Origin of the sequence: Methylobacter tundripaludum SV96 (genome assembly GCF_000190755.2) — a bacterium.
Lineage (GTDB): Bacteria > Pseudomonadota > Gammaproteobacteria > Methylococcales > Methylomonadaceae > Methylobacter_A > Methylobacter_A tundripaludum.
Window position 1 is genome coordinate 323,201 of record NZ_JH109153.1, and the last position, 24,679, is coordinate 347,879.

Genomic DNA, 24,679 nt, shown 5'->3' on the forward strand with positions numbered 1-24,679 from the left:
ATAACCCTATCGAAACACCAAATCAAAAAACAAAAATGGCTACCCAATTCATCCTGATTGATCGCGATACCCCCTACATTCTGCCCCCGTGTGTTCAGGATTATTTGCCTGAAGATCATATGGCCCGTTTTGTTGTCGAGATTGTCGATCAACTGGATTTACGGACGCTATCAGCCGTCTATGCGGGCAAAGGAAAGCGCCCCTATCATCCGGCGATGCTGTTGGCGTTGCTGTTCTACGGTTACGCGACCGGCGTATTTTCCAGTCGCAAACTGGAGAAAGCCACTCATGACTCGATGGCCTTTAAATACATCTGCGCCAACGAAAACCCAGATCACGACACCATCAACAGCTTTCGCAAGCGCTTTGGCAAAGAGATCGAAAGCCTATTTGTCGAGATATTGGTACTTGCACAAACCTTGGGGCTGCTTAAGCTGGGTACGGTGAGCCTGGACGGCACCAAGATTAAAGCCAATGCCAGCAAGCATAAAGCCTTGAGCTGGGATTACGCCAATCAACTGGAAGCCCAGTTCAAACAGGAAGTTGAAACCTTGATGAAACTGGCTGAAGCCGCCGACAATTCCCCGCTTCCAGAAGACATGGATGTACCCAAGGAACTCAAACGCCGCCAAGACCGTTTAGCAGTGATTGCCAAAGCCAAACAGGAAATCCAGGCCCGTGCCAAGGCGCGTTACGCGCAAGAAAAGGCCGAGTATGACGAAAAGCAGGCTAAGCGTGAACAACACCTGAGTGAAACCGGCAAGAAAATGGGCGGCAAAGCCCCCCAAGCGCCTACCGATGCGCCTCAAGGTAAAGATCAAGTCAGCCTGACCGATGAAGAGTCCCGCATCATGCCGACCCCTAATGGTTTTGAACAAGCCTATAACGCCCAAGCCAGTGTTGATATTGCCACCCACCTGATCGTTGCTCATCACATCACCCAACACACCAACGACAAACAAGAAATCGAACCGGCCTTAGCCAAACTGGAACAGCTCCCGGAATGCTTGGGGAGTGTTGACAACCTGTTGGCCGACACCGGCTACTTCAGCCAAGCCAATGTAAAGGCGTGTGCTGATGCAAAGATAAAACCGTACATCGCCCAAAAGCGGCAAAGCCATAACCAAGCCCTTGACGCCCGGTTTCAGCATCAGCCGGAAATAGGCGAAAGCACCTTACCGCCGGTTGAGGCCATGACCCATCGCTTAACAACCAAAGCGGGCAAAGCACTCTACGGCAAGCGAAAATCTACTGTCGAAACCGTGTTTGGCATCATTAAACACGTCCAGGGATTCAGGCAATTCCAGCTTCGAGGCCTGGAATCCGTCCAAAGTGAATGGAATTTAGTCTGTATAGGCTGGAATTTAAAAAGAATGCATGTATTAAGAGGGTGAGAGAGGAAAAAGAGCATTGAGCTGCCCATAAAACAGAACTATGGGCATTAAAAATCCCAATAAACCACTTTTTTAAATTTTAATCGTGATTAAGTGGGGAGGCTCGCTCTATTAATCCGACAGCCTCCTAGGGGTAGCATATAGAAATGCATGTTGCTTAAACACGGGACGCGGCGCGTCCGACACCGCATTCCCACGCAGCGCGTGGGAACGAGAATAAATTTATCACTTAACGGAGAAATAAACATGGCCATTGCTGCATTAGTCGTACAAGAAGACGATACCAATCTAGGTTCCGACATCGTCAAAGACATGATCAAACAATTACGCGCGATTGATACTTACGATACCTATGAAGGTTGGTCGGAAGCAAAAATCATCGACCCTATCGTGCTGACCAAAGAACGCAAAAAGAACATCCCGGTGATCGGCGATCCTGATGAAATCACCATTGCCCGCTTAAAAGCCTATTACAACTCATTGGCGACGCTGATTGAGAAAAAAACCGGCCTGATGGCTGCACCGATGGTTCATCTCAGCCACGAAGGCTTTGGCCGCGCGTTAATCATGGTCGGCAAGCTGATTGTGGTCGATAAAATCTTGCGCGATACCCATCGTTTCGGCTTCTCAAGCCTGGAAGACCTGCGCGAAAAAAGCGACCAAACCATCGAAAAAGCGCTGGGATTAATCGAAAAATACAATGCGGCTGCAACCGACTAAGGAGGCGCTTATGTCTGAAGAATTGAAAAAACTGGAAAAAGAAGTCAAAAAGACCAAACGCTTGGCCAATGAGCAAGCGATGGTATTGCATGACCTAATTGAAGACAGCTTGCCCGAAGGATACGGTGATCTGCTGGGTATCGCCCAAGCGACTTACGATGCCTGCAAAGCCTGGGATGAAGCCAACCAAAAACTAATTGCCGCGCAAACTGAAGCGGCCTGAGCAGGAGAATAGCCATGTCTGATTTTGTAACCGGCGTTACCTTTGGCGGCACGGAGTGGACGCCCGCTTACGTCACCGACATCAATCAAAAAACCTGCATCGGTTGCGGCCGCTGCTTTAAAGTCTGCCCGCGCGATGTTTTCGATTTGGTGGAAAAAGCCGAAGCCCTCGACCCGGATGACTTTGATGACGATTACGGCGATTTTGAAGACGATGACGACAACAGCATGGTCATGAGTTTAAAGAACAAACTCGATTGCATCGGCTGCGAAGCGTGCTCCAAAGTGTGCCCAAAAAGCTGTTTTACCCACGAACATAAACAAGCTGCGTAAAGGCTCAGCCATCAATCGCAATGGAACGCTGATGACGCAGATGAATATGATGAACACAGATAAAATCTTATTTAATCATAATTATCAGCGTCGCCTAGAGGCGCCTACTTTTGGCATCTGCGTTCCATTTTCTAACCGCTGAATAATTTTTTTAAAAGGATCACAATCATGCCCAGACCCGAAAAACATGTATTTGTATGCACCCAAAACCGTCCGCAGGGACATCCCAGGGGTTCCTGCGCCAGCAGCGGTTGCGCCGAAATCATGAATGAATTCATGAACGAAATTCAAGCCCGCAACCTGTTTGAAAAAATCGCCCTGACCAACACCGGCTGCATGGGGCCTTGCATGATGGGTCCCAGCGTTCTGGTTTACCCTGAAGGGATTATGTACGGCAAGCTGAAAAAAGATGACGTAAAAACCATCATCGAGCAGCATCTGCTCGGCGGCGAACCGGTTGCCGAGCTGATGGTTCCTGCCGAGATCTGGTAATGGGCTCAGTTGCGTTTGTAGAGGAACGGGTGATGTTTAGCCCGAATATGCCCAACGAAGTTAATAATCTTCTGCAAGCGGCGGTCGCCGCAAGCTCGGTTGACCCGAGCCGCGCGGAAAACCTGTTTTTACAAGCGCAATCGCTGGACAGCCATTGTTTGCAAACCTATTTTGCGCTGTATAAGTTTTATTTTTTTCAAAAGCGTCTCGTTGATGCGGAACGGATTGTTTTGGCAGGTCTGGAAGAGGCGGCAAAACAAGGCGGCTTTCCCAACGACTATCGTAGACTGGTTCAAAGCCGGCCAGAATGGAACTTGTATGCCAATGACAGCACCTTGTTTTATTTGTACACACTGAAGGCCTTAGCATTTATCAAGCTCAGGCAAGGTTTTACCACTGACGCGCAGCTTGTTTTGTCGCACCTGCAACAACTGGACCCCAAAGACCTTTCGGGCGCGTCGGTCATTATGGATTTAGCCGCGGGGATTACCGAGTCATGAATTTATCCGAACACATCGCTATAAACCGTCAGCTGGCTGAATGCGTCTGTCAGCGGCTGACTGAAGAAATCAACGAACTGGGTTTTACTGAAGCGGACATTCGTCACTATCCGCGCTACGATGATGCCGATTTTGTACTCATCAAAGACCCTTATGCCGGAGCGGATAACTTAGCCTGCTATTGGTACGATGAGCCTAAAAAACAGCGCATCGGCAGGCTTCAGTTCAATAGCGACGGCACCTTTTACGCAGAGTACGATGTCGTCAAGCCGCATCCGACCAAGACCCGTCGCTTTGTCGAGGGCGTCACCGCCTGGGGCAAAGCCGAACAGATTAAATCCGAAGCCAAGTTGCTGGAAATGCCCGAATAGCCGCTATGGAAAATCCGGCGCGAATTTATGAGCTGTTGCTGGATTATGCCGGTAGCGATACGCAAGTCACCGAATTAAGCATCGGTCCGGTTTGGACGGTTTGTAAAGCACAGCATACAGGCTTGGCGATGAGCCCCGGCCTTCCCACCCGCACCTTATCGTGGCCGGGTACCTTGGCCGGTAGAACATTGGCGGAATTGGCCGGATGGATTACCGATTGGGAGCCTTACAAGGCGACGGTTGCCATGGCGGCTATTAATTGCAGCTTAAACCGCTATGAACTGCCGTCAGGCATAACTCTGTTGCCAGCTCCCGACAGCGCCAATCTGGCTGTTTTCGATCATTTCCTGCCCCGGCTGCAAGGCAAAAAAGTCGTTGTTATCGGCCGTTATCCGGGCATTGAACGCTATGCCGACCAGGTCAACCTCAGCATCATCGAACGGCAGCCCATGCCGGGCGACTATCCCGATCCCGCCTGCGAATTTTTATTGCCCGACGCCGACTGGGTATTTTTAACGGCCAGTTCCATTACCAATAAAACTTTCCCGCGTCTGGCCGAGCTTGCTCAACACGCCACCACCGTATTGATGGGCCCGACCGTGCCGTGGTTGCCCGAACTGCATGAATTCGGCATTGACTATCTGGCCGGTGTTGAAGTGATTGATCCCGTAAAGCTGCATCAAACTGCGGCGGAAGGCGGCGGGGTGCGCATTTTTGACGATGCGGTGCGTTACCGGATTGTCGACTTAACGCCCGGTAACAGCATGATGTGGCTGAAGAGCCAGATAGCTCAGGACTATACGAGCAGACAGCTGCTGACCCTGGCTATGGAGCGATGGTACAGCACCGGCAACAAAGGCCGGTTTCCTGAATTTAACCGGCTCAATCAAGTAACGGCCAAGCTTTCGCGTATGGATAGCAGTTATAAGCGGCTGTGGGATGTCAGCAACGCGCTCCCCGAATCGAGTTAATGCAAGCTAAAAATTTTTCACCACGAAGACACGAAGAACACGAAGTTATATCGTTCCCACGCTCCGGCGTCACTGCCATTAAGTTAAGAAATACGCTGGTTCCCAAGCTCCTGCTTGGGAACCCAGATGACGAAGCTTTAGCTTCGCGAGACGGGAAGCTGGAGCTTCCCACACCGAATTCCCAAGCTGGAGCTTGGGAACTAGCGCCCACCAGCACACCAGCACACCAGCGATCCCCTCACTGAAATGTATGGTTTACGACAATTACGTACAAAATAAATTTGAGTTGTTAGGTTAAACATCTATAACCACGACAATCAAGTCACAAAAACACTCCTACCCTGCTGTTTTTAAATAAATATATAGCGACATTCTAACATGGCATAAACCCTGCTTTATCAAGGTTAATACTAAAATTTACACATTACCCATCCGGAGAAAAAACAATGCTACTCGAAACCTATCAAGATAAAGGCTTATTAACTGTCACTTTGGTCAACGGTCAAACCGGCACTGCGGGTGTTTATGCTTATCGCGGCGACCTGGTTTTAAAAGAAGGATCGCTACGCGAAGGTTCAACAACCGACCGCAGACCGCCTGAAGCCTTGTTGATTCATTCAGCCTTGATCGTTGAAAACGACAAGATCAAATTTATCAACGGCCTGTTGCCTACGCTCGATTTGTTACCCGTTCTTGTCGAAAAATATAAAGCCGATCTTGCCGAAGACTGCATCGCTTTAATCTATGTAGAAAATATCGGTAAAGGCTTGCAGGTCGAACTGGAAGGCGTTACCTATAAATTAATGCCTTTCAAGGAAGGCTTGGTCTGGAATGAATTGCTCGAAGAATTATATATTGAGAAAAGCGAGCTGAAGGGTCAATCCGCTGAAGATAAGGTCGCCATCGCTTACGCGGCAGCCAAATCGTATACCCCGAAGACGCCGCTCGTTTCATTTGCCGAAGCCGAAGACAACACTATCGAAGTGATTAAAGACGCGGCAGTAGGCGCAATTTAAGATTGTGATTATTGCCCTTCTGAACCTCCTGCTTAAAAGATAATTTTCCGCTTTTCACTGATGCTGACAACACTGCCGGGATTTAAACGCCCGTCAGTGTTGTACAGCCACCCCGCTTCATTATTCAACGCATTGATAGAGAGATCCTATGAAACTTCAGATTGAGCGCAAGTATGTCGAAGCCATGGTCAGTGAGTTTCCGGGGCTGGCGGCATTGAATGATCAATTGCGTTTCGGCAATAAAGCCGAGGTGTCATTCAAGCAACTGTCCAACACCGAGCTGAGTTTTTTGCAGTCGCTTTACAAAAATGCCGGGACTGAAATGCAAGGCCATGTCGCGTTGCTTTCAACGCTGCAAAAAGCGATGAACGACGATACCGTCAAGTTTGAAGAACACGACCTGGAACTGCTGCTACCCGCAATTGCCCGTTATCTTATCAATGACGCGATACGCGGTTGGTTATTCCAGACCAACGTTGCCGGAAAACCCATGGCCTACGTGGTCACCCGGCTGGACTTTACGCCTTCGGGCGAGGAAGAAACCGGACGGGTCACGCTTGAACTCAAAGCCAATGCCAAAGGTAAAGTGGCGACCTCAACCCTTACTATCCGCGCCCGGGACATTGCCGATAAAACGGTCACGGAAATTTTCGTCGCCAAAGGCTTTCTTAAAGAAACGCCTGAACTTATCGCCACTTATGACGATGCCGCCGGACGTTATTTCGAATGGTGCGGCCAGTCCGGCACACAGTTTTTAGGCAAAGGCACCGGATTTTATGCCGAAGATCCCACCGCTTCGCATCGCAGCACCGATTGGGCGCGCAAGGATGTCGTGGTTTTGTCTACCGAAGGCGGGACTGCGCGCCTGGTTAATGATGAAAGCATCCTCAGCGAGCGCGCCTTATCGGTGGATGCCAAAGGCGACATTCTTGCCAAGTATTTACGCAAAGCCGCCAAAAGCAATCGCTATGACCTCAAGATCGAAAATGAAGTTGAAGCATCGGAAAAAGAAATCCCCAAAGGCCTGTTTACCGAGCTGCCGGTACATTGCTACCTGCTGATGTTTCATCTGGAACTGCATCATCATTTATGGGTGCATGTGAATGACATCAAGCCTTATCGCTATCAACCGGAATTAAAACAAAAGCTGATTCTTCGCGAAGAACAGATTGATCTGATCGATATTCTTACCGCCGAAATGGATGTCCTGATGGATGACATTATTGAAGGCAAGTCGGGCGGCACCACGGTGCTGTGCGCAGGGCCAGCCGGAGTGGGTAAAACCTTGACTGCCGAAGTCTATTCCGAAATTATCAAACGCCCGCTGTACCGCGTGCATTCCGGGCAATTGGGACTCAACGTCGGCGAGATGGAAAAAGCCTTAAAAGACGTATTAACCCGCGCTCAGCGCTGGGGCGCGGTGATGCTGATCGACGAGGCGGATGTTTACATCAAGCGGCGCGACAATAATATCGCGATGAATGCGGTCGTCGGGGTATTTCTACGGGTGCTTGAATATTTCAACGGCTTGCTGTTTTTGACCACCAATCGTGTGGATGACATTGATGAAGCCATTGTTTCCCGTTGTATCGCGTTGATTAAGTATTATCCGCCGGACGCCGATGCACGCCGCCGAATCTGGCAGGTCATGATCGAGCAATTCGAGCTGGATGTTGATGCTGATTTAATTAATCAATTAGTGGATAGCTTCCCGGAAGCGACAGGCCGCGATATCAAAGGGCTTTCCAAACTGGTCGCCAAGTTTTGCCAACACAAAAAAGTAACGCCGACCTTGGATGTATTCAAGCGTTGCTCGATATTCCGGGGCATGGATCTGGAAAAGTCCGCAGAAAGTGCACTAAATCAGGGCAGTTAACCAACACAAATAGCTGCGTTTGGTGCAAATGTTATAGTGGTTATCACTAAAATAGACTCAACCAATTGAAATAAAAGAGAATTAAATGTTGGCACTATTACTGCATATATAATTTACATAGTTTGTTTCGTTTGCATAGCCTTTCCTGAGCGTTGTACCTTCCGCGCCCTATTTTCTCGACTAGGGCGCTTTTTTTTGCCTGAAATATCTCGCCAACCCCAGAAAGCGCGCACTGTTCAAAATTATGGCAACTAATTTGCTAGAGTAATTTGTATAGCATCTATATAGCCCTTAACGCTAACAAATAGAGCCACTAACGACATTTAATAGTAACAAAATCTATTTTATTGTTAGTTTTACTACAACCTTCGCATCCTGTTGAGGAATGACCTTCCGAGTCATTAAACTGCCATGAAATACAAAACAATCTCCATTGCCGATTCCGAACAATTGATTAAAGAGTCCAAGCCTATGATCCTGGACTGTAGGGACATGAAAGATTACAGGGCGGGACATTTGGAAGACGCTCTGCACGTTCATGAAGGCTTAAAAGATTCATTGGTTAAGCGCGGCGATAAGCAGCGCAGCCTGTTGATTTATTGCTATTACGGCCATGCCAGCGAGCACCTTGCCGAATTTTTCAGCGATTTCGGCTTCAAGGATGTCTATAGTCTGGAAGGCGGTTATTCCGGCTGGAAAGAAAAACATCAGGAAGCGTGATGAAGCCTGAAATACGGGATTGGTTGCAAAACAACTATTTCTCTGTAGCCCGGCCGGTTTTAAAGAACAGTGACAACATTTATCCGTTGATATTGGCAAGCCGGCAAGGCCGTAGCGATGTAGTCCGTTTTTTGATCGAACAGAATGCAGCGCCGGACGTTATCGATCAATACGGCAATAACGCATTGTGGGCGGCGTGTTATGCCGATAACAGCGACTGTATCGATGCCCTGATTCAGGCAGGCGTCGATATTAATCATCAAAACTCCGCCTCCGGCGCTACCGCCTTGATTTTTGCGGCATCCAGCGGCAGGGAAAAAGTTGTCGAACAACTATTGGCGGCCGGCGCCGATCCAGACCTTAAATCGCACGACGATTTCACTGCGCTGGATTTAGCCTCCACCCGAAAAATACTCAAATTATTATCCAAGCTTGTTAAATCAGGAGATTAAAATGGAAGCATTGCCCCGTGAACTAGCCTTACGCATTGCCTTAGCCTCACGCATCCTGCCCGGTATCGACGTACCCAGGCTGCTGGAAATATTACACGAGCGAGTCGGCTCGCCGCTGGATGATGAAAAATTAAAATCCATCACCGTCACCAATCTTAAAACCGGTTTAGGCAGCCTGGACGGCGAAGAGGACGGCGAGGACATCGGCATCGGTCTTGCCAATATCAAACTGGCGGTGCGTTACCTGTGGGGCGACGAGGCCGAAGATGAAGACCTGCCGGAAATATTGCCTTATAAAGACGGCGATATGCCGGACTCTATCCGCGTCGCCATCGGTTCAAACAGCGGCGCGTTGATTAACGGGCATTTCGGTTCCTGCATCCGTTTTCTGGTTTATCAGTTATCGCAGGATGATTACAAACTGGTTGATATACGCTCGACGATTGAAGCCGACAGCAGCGAGGACAGAAACCTGTTTCGCGCCAATTTGATCAAAGACTGTCATGTCATGTTCGTGCAATCCATCGGCGGCCCGGCGGCGGCTAAAGTGATACGCGCCGATATTTACCCGATCAAGATCCCCGATGTCACCGAAGCGGTCGATCAGTTAAAGGAATTTCAAAAAGTCTTCGATGCGCCGCCGCCGTGGTTTGCCAAAGCCCTGGGGCGCTCGGCTGAAGAACGGGTCAGGTTTACGCATGATGAGGTTTGTTAAGACGCACTGAACTCAAGTAGGGCGGACAAAAAACCGCCCTACCCGCTCCTCTATCCCTCCAATCCATCGTGGAGGGCCGCTATGTAATTCACTTAGGCCCTTAACATGACAGATTGGACTTTAGACCGGGAGGCGCAACTCGCCTATTCCTACGACCGTTTCGCGCAAGCCAAGATTTTTGTGTTTCGTAAATGGTGCGAGCAGGCTGCCGAACGGCATGTGCTTCCTCCAGCCGATCTTTCCGGATCGTGCAAATACGGCAGCCTGTTCATGAATCAGGTGTTCGGCGGCTCGATCTGCGGCCACTATCAGCATCAATACAATATCATCGGCGGACGTATAGTCGATCTCAGTCACGATGCCATCGATGTCGGCAGCATCAAAAACCCCTACCTTCATGAACCCGATTTCTTCGCTATCCCGGAAAAACAGGCCTCGCTAAATAACTGCCTGCCGCGCGTCAAACACTGGGTCGCCCAATTTTTAAAGGAAATCGAAAGTGCCGAAGACAAGTAGGCTATGTACCGGGTTCAAACGTTACTGTTGACCCAGCGCACAATATCCGCAGCGCTCATCGCGCCTGACATGCGGGCTATTTCGCGGCCGGATTTGAATATGACCAGCGTAGGAATGCTGCGAATATTAAATTGCCCGGCAATATCCTGTTCCTGCTCGGTATTGAGTTTGGCCAAACGCACCTTGGGTTCAAGTGCAGCAGCCGCTTGGGCATAGGCTGGAGCCATCATCTTGCACGGCCCGCACCAGGACGCCCAGAAATCGACCACCACAGGAATATCATTACGGGCAATGTGCTGTTGAAAATTGCGGCCGGTTAATTCCAAAGGATGCCCGGTAAACAAAGCCTCTTTGCATTGACCGCAACGGGGATGTTGGCTCAAGCGCTCGGACGCTATACGATTTACCGCATGGCAATGGGGGCAAACAATGTGCAAAGTAGTCATGGGATGGCCTTGTTGTTGAGTTTGGTTATTGACGATATGAGGCCGTCAGCTCTAAAACTCAACTTTATAAAGTCATCACCCGCCAAACCCTGCCAAGAACCGGCTGAATTCATCAATTAACTGTGGCATCGCACTGAGCATCCGGTGATCGGTATCGTATAGATTCAAACGGACGCGGTACTTTCGGCAAAACCGAAAGGCATTTTCCGGCGGAACAATATCGTCCTGCCAGCCGTGGAATACCCGAATATCTTCAGCCGTCGGTGTAAACTCGGTTTGCCGGTAGCCGGGCAGATAAAACGCGGGCGCCAACAGGAAAAGTCCCTTGGGTTTAATCGATTCCGAGGCCACGGTTGCAACATAAGCGCCCATGCTGGAGCCGATTAATACGACTTCATCGTAGCCGGATAAATCCATCGCCAGCAGTTGCTCGACCCGCTTATCAGGATCCGAATGTTCTTGGTAATCCGGACTTTCAAACGCATAGCCGTAGCTTTTGGCAACCTCGGCAAATTGCACGGTCTTCTCGCCCCAAGGTATGCTGTCTTTCCCGTGATTGTAAATAACTACTTTTTTCATATCGGTAACCGCCAAGATTAATTGATTGTTCGCGAATGGTATTACAATCAGGCATCCTTGTTACGGAATTCTATAGCCCATGCTTACCAAAACAACCTTCAAGCCCGCCTGGTGGTTATGCAACAGCCATTTACAGACGCTTTATCCGGCCTTATTAAGAACAACGCCTAATCCGCCCGATTATCGCCGCGAAAGATTAACGACTCCCGATCATGATTTTATCGACATCGATTATTGCGGAACCGGTAACCAGCCGCTGATTATGCTGATCCACGGCTTAACCGGCAGCTCGCAATCGGACTATATCAAAGGTTTGCAAAGCGTCTTGCTCAAACAAGGCTTTCGCAGTGCCGCGCTTAATTTCCGCGGCTGTAGCGGCGCATCCAATAACAAAGCGCGTTGTTATCATTCAGGCGAAACGGAAGATATTGATTTTCTGTATCAAACTTTGCGCCAACGCGAACCCGAAACGCCTTTAGGCGTCGTAGGTTTTTCATTAGGCGGCAATGTGCTTTTAAAGTGGCTGGGCGAACAAGGCGACCGGTTAAATCTGTTTGCCGCGGTCGCGGTTTCGGTGCCGTTGCTGCTGGGAATTTGCTCGACAAAACTGGATAACGGTTTTTCAACCTTCTATCGCTTCAATTTACTGAGAGAGTTAAAAGCCTATATGCGCGTCAAACTGCTGCATCTTGAAAGCATAGGTCAAGCTCAAGAAGCCATGAAGATCAAGGAACTGGGCGATTTGTCGACAATCAAGTCGTTCTGGCAATACGACGATCGGGTCGTAGCCAAATTGCATGGCTTTGACGATGTACACGACTATTACCGACGCTCCAGTTCCAGGCAATATCTCAAATCGATCTCGGTGCCCACGTTAGTGATCCAGGCCGTTGACGATCCGTTTATGACCCAAGAAGTGCTGCCCAACCTGAATGAAATATCGCCCTGTGTACAATTGGAATTGACCCAACACGGCGGTCATGTAGGCTTCATCTCAGGATTAATCCCCTTTAAACCGGAGTATTGGCTGGAACAACGGATACCGGAATTTTTGATCAGATACGCCGTTGCAAGTGTAAGTAAAGCGTAAGGCCCGCTAATACGGATACGGCCTTAAAAATGAAAATGGCCGCAGATTTAGCTGCGGCCATTCAGGGAAAGCAAGATCATTTATGCCGCGCATTGACAGACTCATACGCATTTTTTTACCCGACATAAAGCCGACCTTAGTCGAAGATTAACGCAACAGATCCAGCGCCTTTTCAGCGGCTTTTGCTTTAACTTTGCTCTTGACTGCCTTAGTGGATTTGGGCGCACTTTCAACCTTTTCTTTACCGGCTTTTAATACTTCAACGGCTTTTTTTGTCTCTTCCGGCGTTGCTTGATCGACCTTTTTCTCAACTGATTCCTTCAGCGTTTCTTTCAATTGATCTTTAACCGCATCAGGCGCGTTTTCTACGCCTTTTTTTAAATTTTTGGCATTTTCCAGCGTTTGGTTGGCAGACTCGGCCTTTTTAACAGCGTCCGGCGCTACGACTGTAGCGGTATCTTTAGCCGCTTGTTTTGCCACACCTTCGAGCAAACCCTGCTCGGCAAACACTGAGCTGGAAACCAATAAAAATGAACCGAATAAAATCGCTTTGTTTCGCATGTGAGCATCCTTCAATGAATTGTGATTTGAGGCTAAAGAATACTACAGCGAATCTGAACCGGTCATTAACAAAATGATTCGTTTAATCCTTGTTCGATGCTGAACCGTTCAGCGGGTTGCTTTCCTCTCGTTCCGGCAGGAAACCGCCTGCCTGCATAGTCCACAAACGATAATAAACACCCTGTTGCGCCAAGAGTTGATCATGTCCGCCGTCTTCTACGATGCGCCCTTGATCGAATACCAAAATCCGGTCCAAATGCGCAATCGTAGACAAACGGTGCGCAATGGCAATGACCGTCTTGCGGCCCATCGCGCGGTCGAGGTTTTCCTGAATGGTACGCTCGGTGACCGAATCCAGACTGGACGTGGCTTCATCCAGAATCAGAATCGGCGCATCTTTCAACATCACCCGTGCAATCGCAATGCGCTGACGCTGGCCGCCGGATAATTTGACCCCGCGCTCGCCAACCAAGGAATCGTAACCTTCAGGCATCACCTTGATAAACTCATCGGCATGCGCCATGCGCGCCGCCGCCTCAATGGCTGTATCATCCGCCGCCAAGCGACCGTAACCGATGTTTTCTTTCAGGCTGCGATGAAACAAACTGGGGTCTTGCGGGATTAAACTCACCTGCTCATGCAGCGAATCCAGCAAAACCTGCTGAATATCCATGCCGTCAATCAGGATCCTGCCGCTTTGCAGCTGATAGTTGCGTAACATCAGGCTGACGAAAGTCGATTTTCCGGAACCGGAAAAGCCGACCAACCCGACCCTCTGCCCCGGCTCGATGACGACATTCAAGCCGTCGAACACCGGCTGACCTGGCTCATAACTAAAACACACATTACGAAATTCAATCCGGCCCTGGCTGATTTCCAGCGGCAACGCGCCCGGCACATCGACAATTTCATGCGGCTGAACGATGGTTTCCACACCGTTTGCAACATTGCCCACATATTCGAAAAACTCCAAAAAGCGCCGGGTCAGATTGCGCGCATCGCTGATAATCAGTAAAGCCAGCCCGATGCTCATGGTGAAATCGCCGACACCGATCAAACCACTGTCCCACAACGTCAACGCATAGTACACCGTGCCGACTTTGAGCATGGCGGCGGCAGTAAACTGGAACCAGCGCACCCGTTCCATATACCAAAAAGTGCGACGCCCGGCCTGGACTTCCGTTTCCAAAAAACCGTCCAGAAACTCCCGCTCAAAATGCAAGCGTGCAAACAACTTGGCATTCAGGATGTTGGTCACCGCATCGACAATCTTGCCGTTTACCAGGCTGCGAGTCGCCGCGTAACCCTGCGCATAAGGCTGACAGCGCGTCGCCAGCCAATATGAAAGGCTCACATACGCGAACACCCAGCCCGCGACCAACAGGCCCAAGCCTTGATGCACGTTGAATAGCAGCCCGATAGAAACCGCGAAAGTGACCAGAATGGGCCAGAAATCGCACAGCACCGACCATGTCGTGTGATTGACGCTCATCGCCGTTTCGCTGATGCGATGGGCCAAAGCGCCCGCAAAATGACTGCCGAAATAACGCGGCGCATGATATTGCAGATAGGCGTACAAGGCTTTTGTAGTGCGCTGACGCAAACGCGGCCCCATGATAATCAATACCGCGCCGCTCCCCCGGCTAAACAGGATTTCCGCCACGTTCAAACCCGCCAACAGCAACAACGGCCCGCGTAGACTTTCCAGCACCGTCGCGCCTGACAAATGGGTCACGCCGTCCATAATGGCTTTAATCGCATAAGGCACCAGAATACTGCATGCCGCCTGCCCGGTTTCCAAAAGCATCATCAGGAAAATCCAGCCGCGAAAACCGGCTAAGCAGTACACAATAAACTTAACAATACCGGTGGGCAAAGGCGGGGCGTCTGCGGCTCGTTGAAAGGGCGCGTTGTTAGGCATGGTTCAAGAAATATCCAGGAAAGAACCGACATTATAATGGAAAGTGCGGCCTTGCAGGCTTTCCGGCGTCGCGTTAAATCATTGGAAGAATAAGAGACCGGCGCGCCTGCAAATGGCTTCGCCCTGCCCTGCAAACAAACGTATCAGCTGTCGATAATTTCCAGGCAGGCGGTCATCGTATGACGGATTATGAAAAACGTCATCGCTATCGGGTAAAGCATGTAGTGGCGGGTAATCAGCAGACTAATCAGCACAAACACCACAATCGTACCGATATTAAAATAGCTGTTTTTTTCCAGGTGTCGCAGGTGCCGGATAGATTCCAGGTCGAAATATTCACTCTTGTTGATCAAGGTTAGCGTCACGATTGAGGTTAACAACGCGAAATACAGCGGGAAGAAAAAGAACATCGGCGCATCGTAGTTGAACTCTTGCATCCAGTATGCATACCAGACTAACAGGCCGCTGGTGGCAAATCCGTCGTGCCAGATAACGGTGGGGGCTTTTTTAAAATAGCCCGCCAGCAAACTGGCAGCCATCAGCGCCAAGCCGACGCCCAAAGCTACCGGCGTGGCAAGTAGCGGTAGAAATTGGTTTTGGTTCTGTACCAGAGCCGCCAGAGACACGCTGCAAAGAATAAATCCGATCATGATCAAATATTGTGTGAATTTTCTCGGACTATAACACCCGACAGGACAGAAATCCAAAGCAATCAATTACCTAACCGGGTTGCAGTTGTTAGTATCGGGTATTGAAAGGGGTAATGCCGACTTTCAGCCAAAACAGGACTGTGAATATGAATTTAAGGATGGAGCTGAGTGATTTCCGTCACTAGGCGCAAACAATTCATCCCTCAGGGGGTATTTGTACGTATTGTAATTGCTATTAAAAGGGTTATTGTAAACCGTACTTAATTTAGATGAGTTCACCGTAATTCATGGGTAACTAGCTCAATTACATCGTAAGTCGCTCTACCTAATATGATTTTTCGAAATAACCAATAATTCAAAAATAGGAAATTCATGCACAATCAGAAGCAGTTCGAAAGGCAGCCTTGGGGCTGTTAGCAGCCCGCCCACTGCTTTACGGGGCGATACTTAGAGGAAAATAAAGCATGAAAACAAAATACGAAAACACAGTCTTTCATTTTTTAGCAACCTTCGGGTGTCTCATGTTACTCGTACCGTTTGCGCATGCAGACACCCAAACACCCTTGGACTGCCCGGGAGTAATCGTTGTCCAAGGTGGTTATAGTCTCACTGAAGATACAACCTGCGACACCGGCTTCCGTTGGCATGAGAACAATAAGTTTTTCAGCCTTAATGGATTCACCCTCACAACAGGCTCTATTTTAGTCGAAGGCGACCGCCTCACAATACGTAATGGGGCACTCCAAACCAACGGCATCAACTGGGCATTCGGCGATCACGGGACTCTGTTGAACCTCGCGATCACAAGCGCCGGCGCACCCCGCGGATTTTTTATTGAAGCTGGAAGCAACTTCACCGTAAAGAACAGTACCCTTACAAACATCCCCCATGTCGCCCTGTCTTTCTATTACGGTGACGGCGGGACGGTGAGGAACTCGAAGTTCACCGGAAATGGGTGGGCAATCAGTATCCAAAAAAGCAATGGTGTGCTGATTGAGCACAACAACTTCGTAGGCAACATTCGGGGGAGCAATCTCTGGGACGAAGACGGCGGAGGGGTCAACAACAACAAGATTCGCCACAACATCTTCCGGGAGAACAGGGTGGGCATCAACATGCTTGCGCTCCCCCAAAGTACAAGCATCTTTCCTGCGTTTGAGGGAAACCAGATCATAGGGAATCAGATAAGCCGCAGCAGCCACTCCGGGGCACTTATCGAGGTTGTTTGCGACGACTCATCTGTGCCACTAAGATGTCCTGCTCAGAATACGAACGTGAGCGGTAATCGTCTGAACCGTAACGGTTTTAACTCGCTCACGGGTTTGCCTGATGGCGCCGAGCCTGATGACGATGGAGTAACTGCTCGAGCCACTCTGCGAGTCTTTGGGAATCAGTCTATCCCTTACCCGGACGGTCTCGCCGGTGTGGTGCTATCGAACAACCGCGCCGACAGAAATGCTGATCTCGGATTCGACGTGCAGGGCGTCACCGATGGCGGAGGTAATATAGCCGAGTCCAACGAAAATCCAGAGCAATGCGTAGGTTTGATATGTAGCATCAGTGTCGGCGAGCCCCTTACCGTCCGGCCAGATTCCATATCCGCCCGCTCCCTGTCTGTCTTGCAGGACGCCATATCCAAGGCACCATCAGCGTCTGGCCAATTGAGGCACAGACACTAGTAGCCAGAAAACATGAGGGTATCTGTAAAACACCCCGAAGGCGGAATGCTAGTGGGGCGGTGGACGGTGCTCCCACTTAGCCCGGTTGTGTCGCAAAATTTTTCGAAATTAGAGACTGACAATGCGCGGTTTTTAGAGGCTCTCCTCATTTATAAGGATAAGTATTTTCAATTTTTTTTGACGAAGAAAAATTCCTTCGAGTTGAACCCCGTCGTCTAGCGATGAGATGAGCTTTCATGACGCCCTCATGTTGATCGTGAGGGCGTTTTTGGGTGCCAAACAATAAAGCCGAACTATCTCGCGTAACACTTTGCTGGTTTGATTTATGATCACCTCTGACAGTTTTTAGTCTTAGCTGGCGGAAGATGAGAAGTGTCTAATGTTTTGATCGGCCGTTCATTTAAATATTTTCTTGTTTTTAAAACAAATTTGACTGCTTGCAATGGGTCGTTAGCTGTCATAGCGAACTACCTCGGAGTTAACATAAATAACAATGCTCTATGATTTTGAGTAAAGTTTAAAACTCATCATTAGTCATATTTGCAAGAAGATATGCGATAACTTTTAATACCCAGTCAAAAGAGAGATAAAACATCCCGCATAACATTATCACGTAAATAAACCGGGCATTCCGATCACTTATTTGCCCAATAGCTCTTCCGAGCAGGCTATGCTGATTCTTTCAGGCCTTACCGCCAACTTCAATGCGGATAGCTGTCCTTGGCTTGATAAAGGATAAATGCCGGGAAAAATGTCGTCTTCAAAATCAGCATCATCGGCAAAAATAATATTCAAATTGGACGTAAGACGGTCGGGCAGCCGGTACCAAGGCAGCAAACCCTCCGCTTGAGTTCCTACCGCACCGCCGGCATTGAAATCCAGTTTGCCTTGCTCGTCGCAATATTTCATCAGGGTATAGGCATTGATAATAAAACTCAGCCGTTTCCACCCCCTGAGTTTTGCATGCCAACGGGATTGGCCTTGCTCCCTGTTTTCGAGTAAAGCCATGTAATTATTTTGCGATAATGCCGATTCAACTTCATAGCCAAAGGTTAACGCCTGGCTAAAACTCCATTCAGCAGGAATGCCCGCATGCACCAGGGTAAAGTTGAGTTTGGAATCGTGATGAATAAAGCCCCGGCGACGCAGCCACTTTAACAGTTCGTCCCGATCCGGGGCGTTAAGAATGTCATCCAGCGTATCGCCCGCTTCGGGGTGTGCGAAACCTTCCGCTAATGCCAACAAGTGCAACTCCTGATTGCCCAACACCGTAACGGCTTTTTTACCCAAGTCCTTGACGAACCTGAGTACAGCCAGAGACTCAGCCCCTTCATTGACTAAATTACCGGTAAACCATAAGCAATCGTTGTCCGGATCAAACTGGATTTTCTCCAGTAATTTTACCAGTAACCGGTAATTGCCTTTTACATTGCCGATGGCGTAGGTGGTCATAATGTTCAGCTTCCAAATCCATAGTGCTTATAAAGCATCAATTATGATGCCAGACATGTAGCGCATTGCTTGAAAGCGTGAAAAATAAGCATAAGTCATTGATAGGGCGAGGAGATGACAAACGCTGGATCGTGTCCAACCCACCCTGGTGCGTCGTTATTTTGTAACAAACCCGCCCACTTTTCGGCCGTATTGTTACTAAGATGACCAACGGCTCTCTAAGCAGGTTTACTTCCGGAACGCGCCAACGGCCGCTTCCACTCAATAAACTAGGTGTTGGTTTAAATATTGCTGTGCATTAATCGACGACTAACTTGGGTTTCATTATGAACAAGATCGGAATATTTTACGGCACAGAGACAGGCATGACGGAAGCGATGGCCCAGATCATGTACCGGGTTTTAGGCGATGACATTGCCAGCGAACCGGCTAATGTGAATCGGGCCAAGGTGTCGGAATTATTGCAATATAAAGCCCTGATTCTGGGAGCGCCCAGTTATGGGGTCGGAGAATTGCCCGGCAGAACCACAGGCAGTGAACAGGGGAACTGGGAAGAGTTTTTATTCCGCCTCGATGATGCCGACTTGTCCGGAAAGCGAATTGCGCTGTTCGGTTTGGGCAATCAACAGAAATATTACGATCGCTTTGCCAGTTCGCTGATTCATTTGTATCAGCACTGTGTTGCTTACGGCGCAGAGGTTATCGGAGCCTGGAGCACCGAAGGCTACCATTTCAGCCGCTCGCACTCGGTTATCGACAATAAGTTTGTCGGCCTGGTGCTGGATCATCATAGCCAACCCGAAATGACCACAACCCGGATTATCGGCTGGCTGGAACAGATTAAGCCGGGCTTGCTGGAGAAATTAAATTAATGCTTCCGTCGCATTTAACCATAAGTATCTACACAAGTACCGGCCCCTTCTCCCTTGAGGGAGAAGGTTGGGATGAGGGGGATATAAAGGGTTGTTTTTATTCTCCTCACCCCAACCCTCTCCAGCAGGAGAGGGAGCCAAGCTGCTTTGTAACTCATTGTATTTATAATACAAAAAAGTTGTATAGATAGCTATGCATTTAACCGAAGGACATTAATGATAACCAACGCCGACAGCATCGCTCAATTGCGCCGCTATATCGCCGAACGAAAGCCGGTGTTGCAAAAACAATACGTGCAGTTGCTTGCCCAAGACCTTTCGCGGCAACAATGGGACGGCTGCTTGCAACGCAATGTGCTGATCGTTTTGGAACAGGCTTATGACGAAGCACTGGCCTTTGTAAAAACGCTGCCGTTCGATAGCGCCGCAAGCCCGGTTGATCAAGGATTATCCGATTTAACCAGGCAAGCGTTAAGCGCGTTCAACGGCTTCACCGACGACTTCTTACTGTTTGTCGTCGATAAACACCGCACCTCCTGCGCATTATCCAACTTCCCCGACGAACACAAACCGGACAAAACTTACCTTAACGCGGTGATGCGGGACATCGCCGGGCTTTGGCAAAACTTTGCTTTAACGGTTAATACCCACTTTCTGGAATGCCGGTAACGCAGTCCGTTCAAACCCCACAGGAAAATCGAATGAAATTGTATTTAACGCCCGGCTCCTGCTCGACAGGCATCCATATTTTAATGGAAGAACTCGACTTGGTTTTCGAAGCGCATCTCGTGAATCTAATGGCTGGGGATCAAAATACGCCGGACTATCTTGCCGTAAACCCGAAAGCCACCATCCCGACGCTGGTGCGCAACGACGGCACTGCATTGACGGAATTTCAAGCGATCGCCTATTGGCTGGCGCGAAGCTATCCCAAAGCCAAACTGTTGCCCGACGACCCGGACGGCGACGCGCATGTTATCGAGTTGATGGATTACGTGGTCGGCACCGTTCACGGCCAGGGTTTTGCCAGAATTTTTACGACCGACCGGTTCGCGGTCAACGAAGCCGATTTTGAAGCCGCTAGAGCTCAAGGCATGGACATCGTTACGCGAGGCTTTGCCGTCATTAATGACGGTTTACCGGCTGAAGGCTATGTCATGGGTTCTTTCAGCATCGCCGATGCAGCTTTGTTTTATGTCGAATTTTGGGCCTACAAAACCGGGATTACGCTGCCGAAAAATTGCCTGAAACACTATCGCTTGATGCTTGAACGCCCGGTGGTAAGGCGCGTCTTGATGGAGGAAGGCTATCGTTTGGATTAGCCTAAAAACCTCAAAAACGCGGTTTGATAATAGATAACGAGCTGTGACCCATGCGTAGGGCGTGCCGTGCGCGCCTTAGCTCCCAAAGCATGCCCTACAGAGGATATTCCCCCTCGTTCCCACGCGCTGCGTGGGAATGCAGCCTGAACCGCTCTGCGGTTCGAGACGTCGGAGCGCCCCAGACTGGAGAGCACTCGTCTTTACATAAGCCGTCATACCCGCCGGGAAGCGGGTATCCAGTGCCATGGATGGCGAGCTGTATACGTCCATGTAACCTGGATCCCTGCACAAATCCGTCTGGAACGGATTTGCATTAACCCAAAGGGTGTCAGGCAGGATAGCCTGACATGAATCCCTGCCGGGATGACGTGCTTTTCAATACTTATGTATAACAACAAGTGCGGCGCGTGGAAACGCGAGCGAGTTAAGGAATACGCTGGTTCCCAAGCTCCAGCTTGGAAACCAGCGCTCACTAAAATCATTAACTTAATGGCAGTGACGTAGCACGTAAAAATGAGGAGAACACAAAATGACAATAATTGAAAAAGCCGCCACGCCTATCGTCGGCTATGAGCCAATCGATAACGATCATGATGAATTTATCAGCCTGTTAAACAAGCTGGAAACTGCCGATAACGCAACTTTCCCAGCCTTGTTCCAGCAATTATACGAACAGACCGAACAGCATTTTGATCGGGAAAACCAGTTGATGCAGCAGTTTTCCTTTCCGGGAGTGACCGATCACAAAGGCGAACATCAACGGGTTCTCGGGGAGTTCAAGCAATTTAAATCGCGGGTTGATAAAGGGCTGATTGCTTTTGGCCGTTCGTTTGTCAAAGACCGCCTTCCGCAGTGGTTCGGACTGCATGTGACGACGATGGACACCGCATTGGCAACTCACATTAACATGCAATCCGACGCGTAAGTCGATGGCACACGGCTCCGAACTTGAGATCATTGAAGACTTTTACGATGCCGCCGAATGCGAACGCATCTATCGGCGTTTACTGCATGAACAAGATTGGCCTGATAATCGATATACGGTCGCCGGACGGCAATTTACCCTGCCCCGATTACAAACCTGGCATGCCGATCCGGGCATTCGCTACAGCTACAGTAACAACCTGTTGCAAACCCGATCATGGACGCCGTTGCTGTCCGAGATCAGAACCCAAATCGAGTCGGCCTTAAATTTCTCCTTTAATTCGGTATTGGTTAATCTGTATCGAGACGGCAATGATTATGTCGGTTGGCATTCGGATAATGAGCCGGAACTGGGCGAACAACCCTTTATCGCGTCATTGACGTTCGGCGCGGAACGCCACTTCGAGTTCAGGCATAAACAATCGTCGGAAAACGGCCGGGTATTATTGCGTAGCGGCACTTTGCTGGTTATGCAGCCGAATTTTCAACACCATTGGCTGCACAGCGTTCCAATCGATCAAAACGTGATGGAGGGACGCATCAACTTAACGTTCCGTAAAGTTATCCCCGCAAGCAACTGTTTTTCAAATTAGATGCTTTTCAAAGAAATTAAACTCAAAACCGGTCGAGTTAAACTATCTCGCCATACGCATCAGCTTAAAGATATTCAATCAATAACATGATTAATTCACCACGAAGACTCGAAGAGCACGAAGTTTTTACCTTGGTTTTTTCTTCGTGTCTTCGTGGTGTTATCTCTTAAATTGATGCCTATGGAGTCACACCATCTCGCCCGACTCATTAAAGTGAATCTCACGCACTTCATCGTCCTCGATTATTTGCGCATACTTTAAAACGCCGTCATCGTAATATTGATACTGATGTTCGGATTCAACCTCGCCATAAACCACTTTCTGGCAAAGCAGCATTCTGTCCTGGTCATCGAAACGGCTGCGATAATACGTGTTGCGATTGTTTAAGCTGTCTCCGGTTATCTCGTTGACCAGCTTTAACGGCAGTTTGACGCCGCTGTAACTGACAAAATAGCGAAATTCGGTGTGTTGTTCTTGATTCATACTGTACAGGGTTTAAGAAAAAAGATGAGTGGAGATGATCTCTATGATTTGATCCAAGGTCAGGTTTTCGTTTTCGCCGACAATGTTATGCATGGAAATCGGGTATTTCAGGTCTATGCCGTAACGTCCTGAATTCTGGCCGAAGGTGTAGATATAGGCGGAAATATCCGGTTCGTTAACGGTGCAGAGTTCGATAGCTTGAAAATGCTGCTCCTGATTGTTCAACGCCAAGGTATTTTCACCGTAACGATGCACCAGTTCCAATAACAGCAGCTTAAGCGGAATATCTTTATCAATGGCCCAAACATTCATACCGGCATCAAAGGTTAGACCTTCCTGACGACGACAGGCCGGGCGTAATAATTCAGTATCAACAGACTTTGCGCTTTGTTGATTAGCCATAGCGAAACGATAAAGCTCAGCACGGCGCTGCCGGCAGTCCATAAATCCGCGTAGTGGGCATCAACCGGCAACAGCCAGTCGGCCATGCCTGCGCCGGTAAACAAGGCGATTAACGGCACCAGATATAATAATAGGGACGCGCGTAGCAGCAGGTTTTCATCGATAGCGACCATGACTCGATCGCCGGTTTTCAGTTGAATATCGCTATCGACCGGCACCGACTTTTTCTTGAGAACGCTGCCGATTGCATTGGTGGTGCATGAGGCTTTTTGCAGACAACCGCCGCAGGCACTGTTTTGTCCGCCTTCGACCCAGACCTGATGGTTTTCTATTTTCACCACGACCGCTAATTCTTCTATCATCGCTATCACCGTTCAATCGATCAGGGTCAGATGCTTTTCGGCAAAATAGAGGGTGCCGTCAATCTCTTCCAGACGCAGCGATTGCAAGCGTTGCCCAAAGCAAACCGGACTTTGGCACTCTCCGGTTTTGGGATCGAAGATAAAACCGTGCATCGAACAACGCAGATATAAGCCGGTTTCATCGAAGATGGCGTCCTGCTCGCAATTTAACGGTCTGTGCATGTGCATACAATGATTGACATACGCATAGGCAATGCCTTCAAACGCAAACATAATGGCCGAAACCGGCTGCTTTTTAAAACGGATTTGCCGCGTTAAATAGTCGGCTTTATCCAATTCATCACGCGTACAGGCTGGTTTTGTGTGGTCGTTCGCCATGACTGATCCGGACTTTAATCCCAAGCCTTCGCCAGCATTTTCAACCATGTATCCAGTCTTTCCGGCGTGAGCTCTTTTTGGTTTTCCTGGTCCAAGACCAAGCCTACAAAGCGGTCATCGACGACGGCTTTAGAGTTTTTGAAGTTATAACCCTCGGTATCCCATGCACCAATTAGGGTGGCGCTGCATTGTTTAAACTGCTCGTACAAATAAAACATCGCATCGACAAATTCTACCGGATAGCTTTTTTGATTGCCCAGCCCGTAAATCGCCACTTTTTTACCGCTGAAATCCTGCCCGGCCAGCGTCGGCAAAAACTCCTCCCAACTGGTTGTCGCATTGCCGGTTGATAAGCCGGGCAATTGGCCTTCGCCATACGTGGGCGTACCCAGAATCAAGGTGTCATACGCCTGCAAATCCGCCACCGCGGCGTTGCGGATATTCACCGGCTTGGCGGCGATAGCCGAACCCAATGCCGTTGTTATGTCTTTTGCAATCCGCCGGGTATTGCCTGTATCCGTACCGAAAAAAACGCCTACTTTAGCCATGATTTTCCCCTCTAAGTGTTTTAATAGTGCCTACGCTCCGGTTCGGGAACGTTACAGGCCAGACCTTCCAGGTTTTTAAAACCTGGAAGGTCTCCATACCGACATCGCCTTGACATAAT

32 protein-coding genes are annotated in these 24,679 nt (G+C 49.2%); 21 read left to right on the forward strand and 11 right to left on the reverse strand.

Annotated features, from left to right (window positions below; translation table 11 throughout):
• Positions 1 to 35 precede the first annotated feature (35 nt).
• The 14 genes from METTU_RS14515 to METTU_RS14580 all read left to right on the forward strand — a co-directional run bounded on the left by METTU_RS14515 (position 36) and on the right by METTU_RS14580 (position 10,298).
• Complete coding sequence (locus METTU_RS14515) at positions 36 to 1,394, forward strand: IS1182 family transposase (RefSeq protein WP_006889238.1); 1,359 nt, start codon at positions 36 to 38, stop codon at positions 1,392 to 1,394.
• A 246-nt stretch (positions 1,395 to 1,640) separates the two neighbouring features.
• Complete coding sequence (locus METTU_RS14520) at positions 1,641 to 2,114, forward strand: NifX-associated nitrogen fixation protein (RefSeq protein WP_006892510.1); 474 nt, start codon at positions 1,641 to 1,643, stop codon at positions 2,112 to 2,114.
• A gap of 10 nt (positions 2,115 to 2,124) precedes the next feature.
• A complete protein-coding gene (locus METTU_RS14525) occupies positions 2,125 to 2,337 on the forward strand; it encodes a CCE_0567 family metalloprotein (RefSeq protein WP_006892511.1) in 213 nt (70 codons plus the stop codon).
• 14 nt (positions 2,338 to 2,351) lie between these two features.
• On the forward strand, positions 2,352 to 2,669 hold the full coding sequence (fdxB, locus tag METTU_RS14530) for a ferredoxin III, nif-specific (protein WP_006892512.1): 318 nt from the start codon (positions 2,352 to 2,354) through the stop codon (positions 2,667 to 2,669).
• A 138-nt stretch (positions 2,670 to 2,807) separates the two neighbouring features.
• Entirely contained in the window at positions 2,808 to 3,161 is a 354-nt protein-coding gene (locus METTU_RS14535; RefSeq protein ID WP_436969957.1) for a (2Fe-2S) ferredoxin domain-containing protein, read from the forward strand.
• A gap of 32 nt (positions 3,162 to 3,193) precedes the next feature.
• Positions 3,194 to 3,661: a hypothetical protein gene (locus tag METTU_RS14540; RefSeq protein WP_040581239.1), complete on the forward strand. Its 468-nt coding sequence runs from the start codon at positions 3,194 to 3,196 to the stop codon at positions 3,659 to 3,661.
• Positions 3,658 to 4,032, forward strand: coding sequence for a hypothetical protein (locus tag METTU_RS14545; protein WP_006892515.1), 375 nt, complete (start codon positions 3,658 to 3,660; stop codon positions 4,030 to 4,032). Before METTU_RS14540 ends, METTU_RS14545 begins: the two co-directional genes overlap by 4 nt.
• Before the next feature lie 5 nt (positions 4,033 to 4,037).
• The gene (locus METTU_RS14550) at positions 4,038 to 5,003 is read left to right on the forward strand and encodes a DUF364 domain-containing protein (protein WP_006892516.1); all 966 of its coding nucleotides are present in this window, start codon (positions 4,038 to 4,040) and stop codon (positions 5,001 to 5,003) included.
• 446 nt (positions 5,004 to 5,449) lie between these two features.
• Positions 5,450 to 6,019: a hypothetical protein gene (locus tag METTU_RS14555; RefSeq protein WP_006892517.1), complete on the forward strand. Its 570-nt coding sequence runs from the start codon at positions 5,450 to 5,452 to the stop codon at positions 6,017 to 6,019.
• A 148-nt stretch (positions 6,020 to 6,167) separates the two neighbouring features.
• A complete protein-coding gene (locus METTU_RS14560; RefSeq protein WP_006892518.1) occupies positions 6,168 to 7,895 on the forward strand; it encodes an ATP-binding protein in 1,728 nt (575 codons plus the stop codon).
• A gap of 411 nt (positions 7,896 to 8,306) precedes the next feature.
• Positions 8,307 to 8,615, forward strand: a complete 309-nt coding sequence (locus METTU_RS14565; protein ID WP_006892519.1) for a thiosulfate sulfurtransferase GlpE — start codon at positions 8,307 to 8,309, stop codon at positions 8,613 to 8,615.
• Positions 8,615 to 9,067: an ankyrin repeat domain-containing protein gene (locus METTU_RS14570; protein WP_006892520.1), complete on the forward strand. Its 453-nt coding sequence runs from the start codon at positions 8,615 to 8,617 to the stop codon at positions 9,065 to 9,067. The genes METTU_RS14565 and METTU_RS14570 overlap by 1 nt, the downstream gene beginning before the upstream one ends.
• Before the next feature lies 1 nt (position 9,068).
• Entirely contained in the window at positions 9,069 to 9,782 is a 714-nt protein-coding gene (locus METTU_RS14575) for a dinitrogenase iron-molybdenum cofactor biosynthesis protein (protein WP_006892521.1), read from the forward strand.
• A gap of 105 nt (positions 9,783 to 9,887) precedes the next feature.
• A complete protein-coding gene (locus METTU_RS14580; RefSeq protein WP_006892522.1) occupies positions 9,888 to 10,298 on the forward strand; it encodes a hypothetical protein in 411 nt (136 codons plus the stop codon).
• 14 nt (positions 10,299 to 10,312) lie between these two features.
• Here the strand turns inward: METTU_RS14580 and trxC are convergent, their stop codons facing one another.
• Both trxC and METTU_RS14590 read right to left on the reverse strand, forming a co-directional pair.
• Positions 10,313 to 10,744, reverse strand: a complete 432-nt coding sequence (gene trxC / locus METTU_RS14585) for a thioredoxin TrxC (protein ID WP_006892523.1) — start codon at positions 10,742 to 10,744, stop codon at positions 10,313 to 10,315.
• Positions 10,745 to 10,819: 75 nt separating this feature from the next.
• Positions 10,820 to 11,323: an alpha/beta hydrolase gene (locus METTU_RS14590; protein WP_006892524.1), complete on the reverse strand. Its 504-nt coding sequence runs from the start codon at positions 11,321 to 11,323 to the stop codon at positions 10,820 to 10,822.
• Positions 11,324 to 11,402: 79 nt separating this feature from the next.
• Between METTU_RS14590 and METTU_RS14595 the strand changes: the two genes are divergently transcribed.
• Positions 11,403 to 12,413: a hydrolase gene (locus METTU_RS14595; RefSeq protein WP_006892525.1), complete on the forward strand. Its 1,011-nt coding sequence runs from the start codon at positions 11,403 to 11,405 to the stop codon at positions 12,411 to 12,413.
• A gap of 147 nt (positions 12,414 to 12,560) precedes the next feature.
• Here METTU_RS14595 and METTU_RS14600 read toward each other — a convergent pair whose 3' ends face one another.
• The 3 genes from METTU_RS14600 to METTU_RS14610 form a co-directional block, all read right to left on the reverse strand.
• On the reverse strand, positions 12,561 to 12,974 hold the full coding sequence (locus METTU_RS14600) for a hypothetical protein (protein ID WP_006892526.1): 414 nt from the start codon (positions 12,972 to 12,974) through the stop codon (positions 12,561 to 12,563).
• 82 nt (positions 12,975 to 13,056) lie between these two features.
• The gene (locus tag METTU_RS14605) at positions 13,057 to 14,895 is read right to left on the reverse strand and encodes an ABC transporter ATP-binding protein (RefSeq protein ID WP_006892527.1); all 1,839 of its coding nucleotides are present in this window, start codon (positions 14,893 to 14,895) and stop codon (positions 13,057 to 13,059) included.
• Between the two features lie 143 nt (positions 14,896 to 15,038).
• Positions 15,039 to 15,545, reverse strand: a complete 507-nt coding sequence (locus METTU_RS14610; RefSeq protein WP_006892528.1) for a hypothetical protein — start codon at positions 15,543 to 15,545, stop codon at positions 15,039 to 15,041.
• Positions 15,546 to 16,009: 464 nt separating this feature from the next.
• Here METTU_RS14610 and METTU_RS14615 point away from each other — a divergent pair, with 464 nt between their 5' ends.
• A complete protein-coding gene (locus METTU_RS14615; protein WP_006892529.1) occupies positions 16,010 to 17,224 on the forward strand; it encodes a right-handed parallel beta-helix repeat-containing protein in 1,215 nt (404 codons plus the stop codon).
• A gap of 639 nt (positions 17,225 to 17,863) precedes the next feature.
• On the opposite strand, the gene METTU_RS14625 is transcribed toward METTU_RS14615, so the two are convergent.
• Positions 17,864 to 18,676: a symmetrical bis(5'-nucleosyl)-tetraphosphatase gene (locus METTU_RS14625; RefSeq protein ID WP_006892531.1), complete on the reverse strand. Its 813-nt coding sequence runs from the start codon at positions 18,674 to 18,676 to the stop codon at positions 17,864 to 17,866.
• Between the two features lie 326 nt (positions 18,677 to 19,002).
• On the opposite strand from METTU_RS14625, the gene METTU_RS14630 reads away from it, so the two are divergent.
• The 5 genes from METTU_RS14630 (at position 19,003) to METTU_RS14650 (ending at position 22,387) form a co-directional block, all read left to right on the forward strand.
• Positions 19,003 to 19,548 carry a flavodoxin gene (locus tag METTU_RS14630; protein WP_006892532.1) on the forward strand — a complete coding sequence of 182 codons (546 nt, stop codon included), beginning with the start codon at positions 19,003 to 19,005 and terminating at the stop codon, positions 19,546 to 19,548.
• 216 nt (positions 19,549 to 19,764) lie between these two features.
• On the forward strand, positions 19,765 to 20,217 hold the full coding sequence (locus METTU_RS14635; protein WP_040580853.1) for a hypothetical protein: 453 nt from the start codon (positions 19,765 to 19,767) through the stop codon (positions 20,215 to 20,217).
• Positions 20,218 to 20,249: 32 nt separating this feature from the next.
• On the forward strand, positions 20,250 to 20,870 hold the full coding sequence (locus METTU_RS14640; protein ID WP_006892534.1) for a glutathione S-transferase family protein: 621 nt from the start codon (positions 20,250 to 20,252) through the stop codon (positions 20,868 to 20,870).
• A 529-nt stretch (positions 20,871 to 21,399) separates the two neighbouring features.
• The gene (locus METTU_RS14645) at positions 21,400 to 21,795 is read left to right on the forward strand and encodes a bacteriohemerythrin (RefSeq protein ID WP_006892535.1); all 396 of its coding nucleotides are present in this window, start codon (positions 21,400 to 21,402) and stop codon (positions 21,793 to 21,795) included.
• Between the two features lie 4 nt (positions 21,796 to 21,799).
• Positions 21,800 to 22,387: an alpha-ketoglutarate-dependent dioxygenase AlkB family protein gene (locus tag METTU_RS14650; protein ID WP_006892536.1), complete on the forward strand. Its 588-nt coding sequence runs from the start codon at positions 21,800 to 21,802 to the stop codon at positions 22,385 to 22,387.
• Between the two features lie 186 nt (positions 22,388 to 22,573).
• Here the strand turns inward: METTU_RS14650 and METTU_RS14655 are convergent, their stop codons facing one another.
• The 5 genes from METTU_RS14655 to METTU_RS14675 are packed head-to-tail and all read right to left on the reverse strand — an operon-like array spanning position 22,574 to position 24,560.
• A complete protein-coding gene (locus METTU_RS14655; protein ID WP_006892537.1) occupies positions 22,574 to 22,870 on the reverse strand; it encodes a DUF6156 family protein in 297 nt (98 codons plus the stop codon).
• Positions 22,871 to 22,882: 12 nt separating this feature from the next.
• A complete protein-coding gene (locus METTU_RS14660) occupies positions 22,883 to 23,272 on the reverse strand; it encodes a hypothetical protein (RefSeq protein ID WP_254258105.1) in 390 nt (129 codons plus the stop codon).
• On the reverse strand, positions 23,197 to 23,634 hold the full coding sequence (locus tag METTU_RS14665) for a SoxR reducing system RseC family protein (protein WP_006892539.1): 438 nt from the start codon (positions 23,632 to 23,634) through the stop codon (positions 23,197 to 23,199). The genes METTU_RS14660 and METTU_RS14665 overlap by 76 nt, the downstream gene beginning before the upstream one ends.
• 12 nt (positions 23,635 to 23,646) lie before the next feature.
• Positions 23,647 to 24,060 carry a Rieske (2Fe-2S) protein gene (locus tag METTU_RS14670; protein ID WP_006892540.1) on the reverse strand — a complete coding sequence of 138 codons (414 nt, stop codon included), beginning with the start codon at positions 24,058 to 24,060 and terminating at the stop codon, positions 23,647 to 23,649.
• Entirely contained in the window at positions 24,027 to 24,560 is a 534-nt protein-coding gene (locus tag METTU_RS14675) for a flavodoxin (protein WP_006892541.1), read from the reverse strand. Before METTU_RS14675 ends, METTU_RS14670 begins: the two co-directional genes overlap by 34 nt.
• Positions 24,561 to 24,679 lie beyond the last annotated feature (119 nt).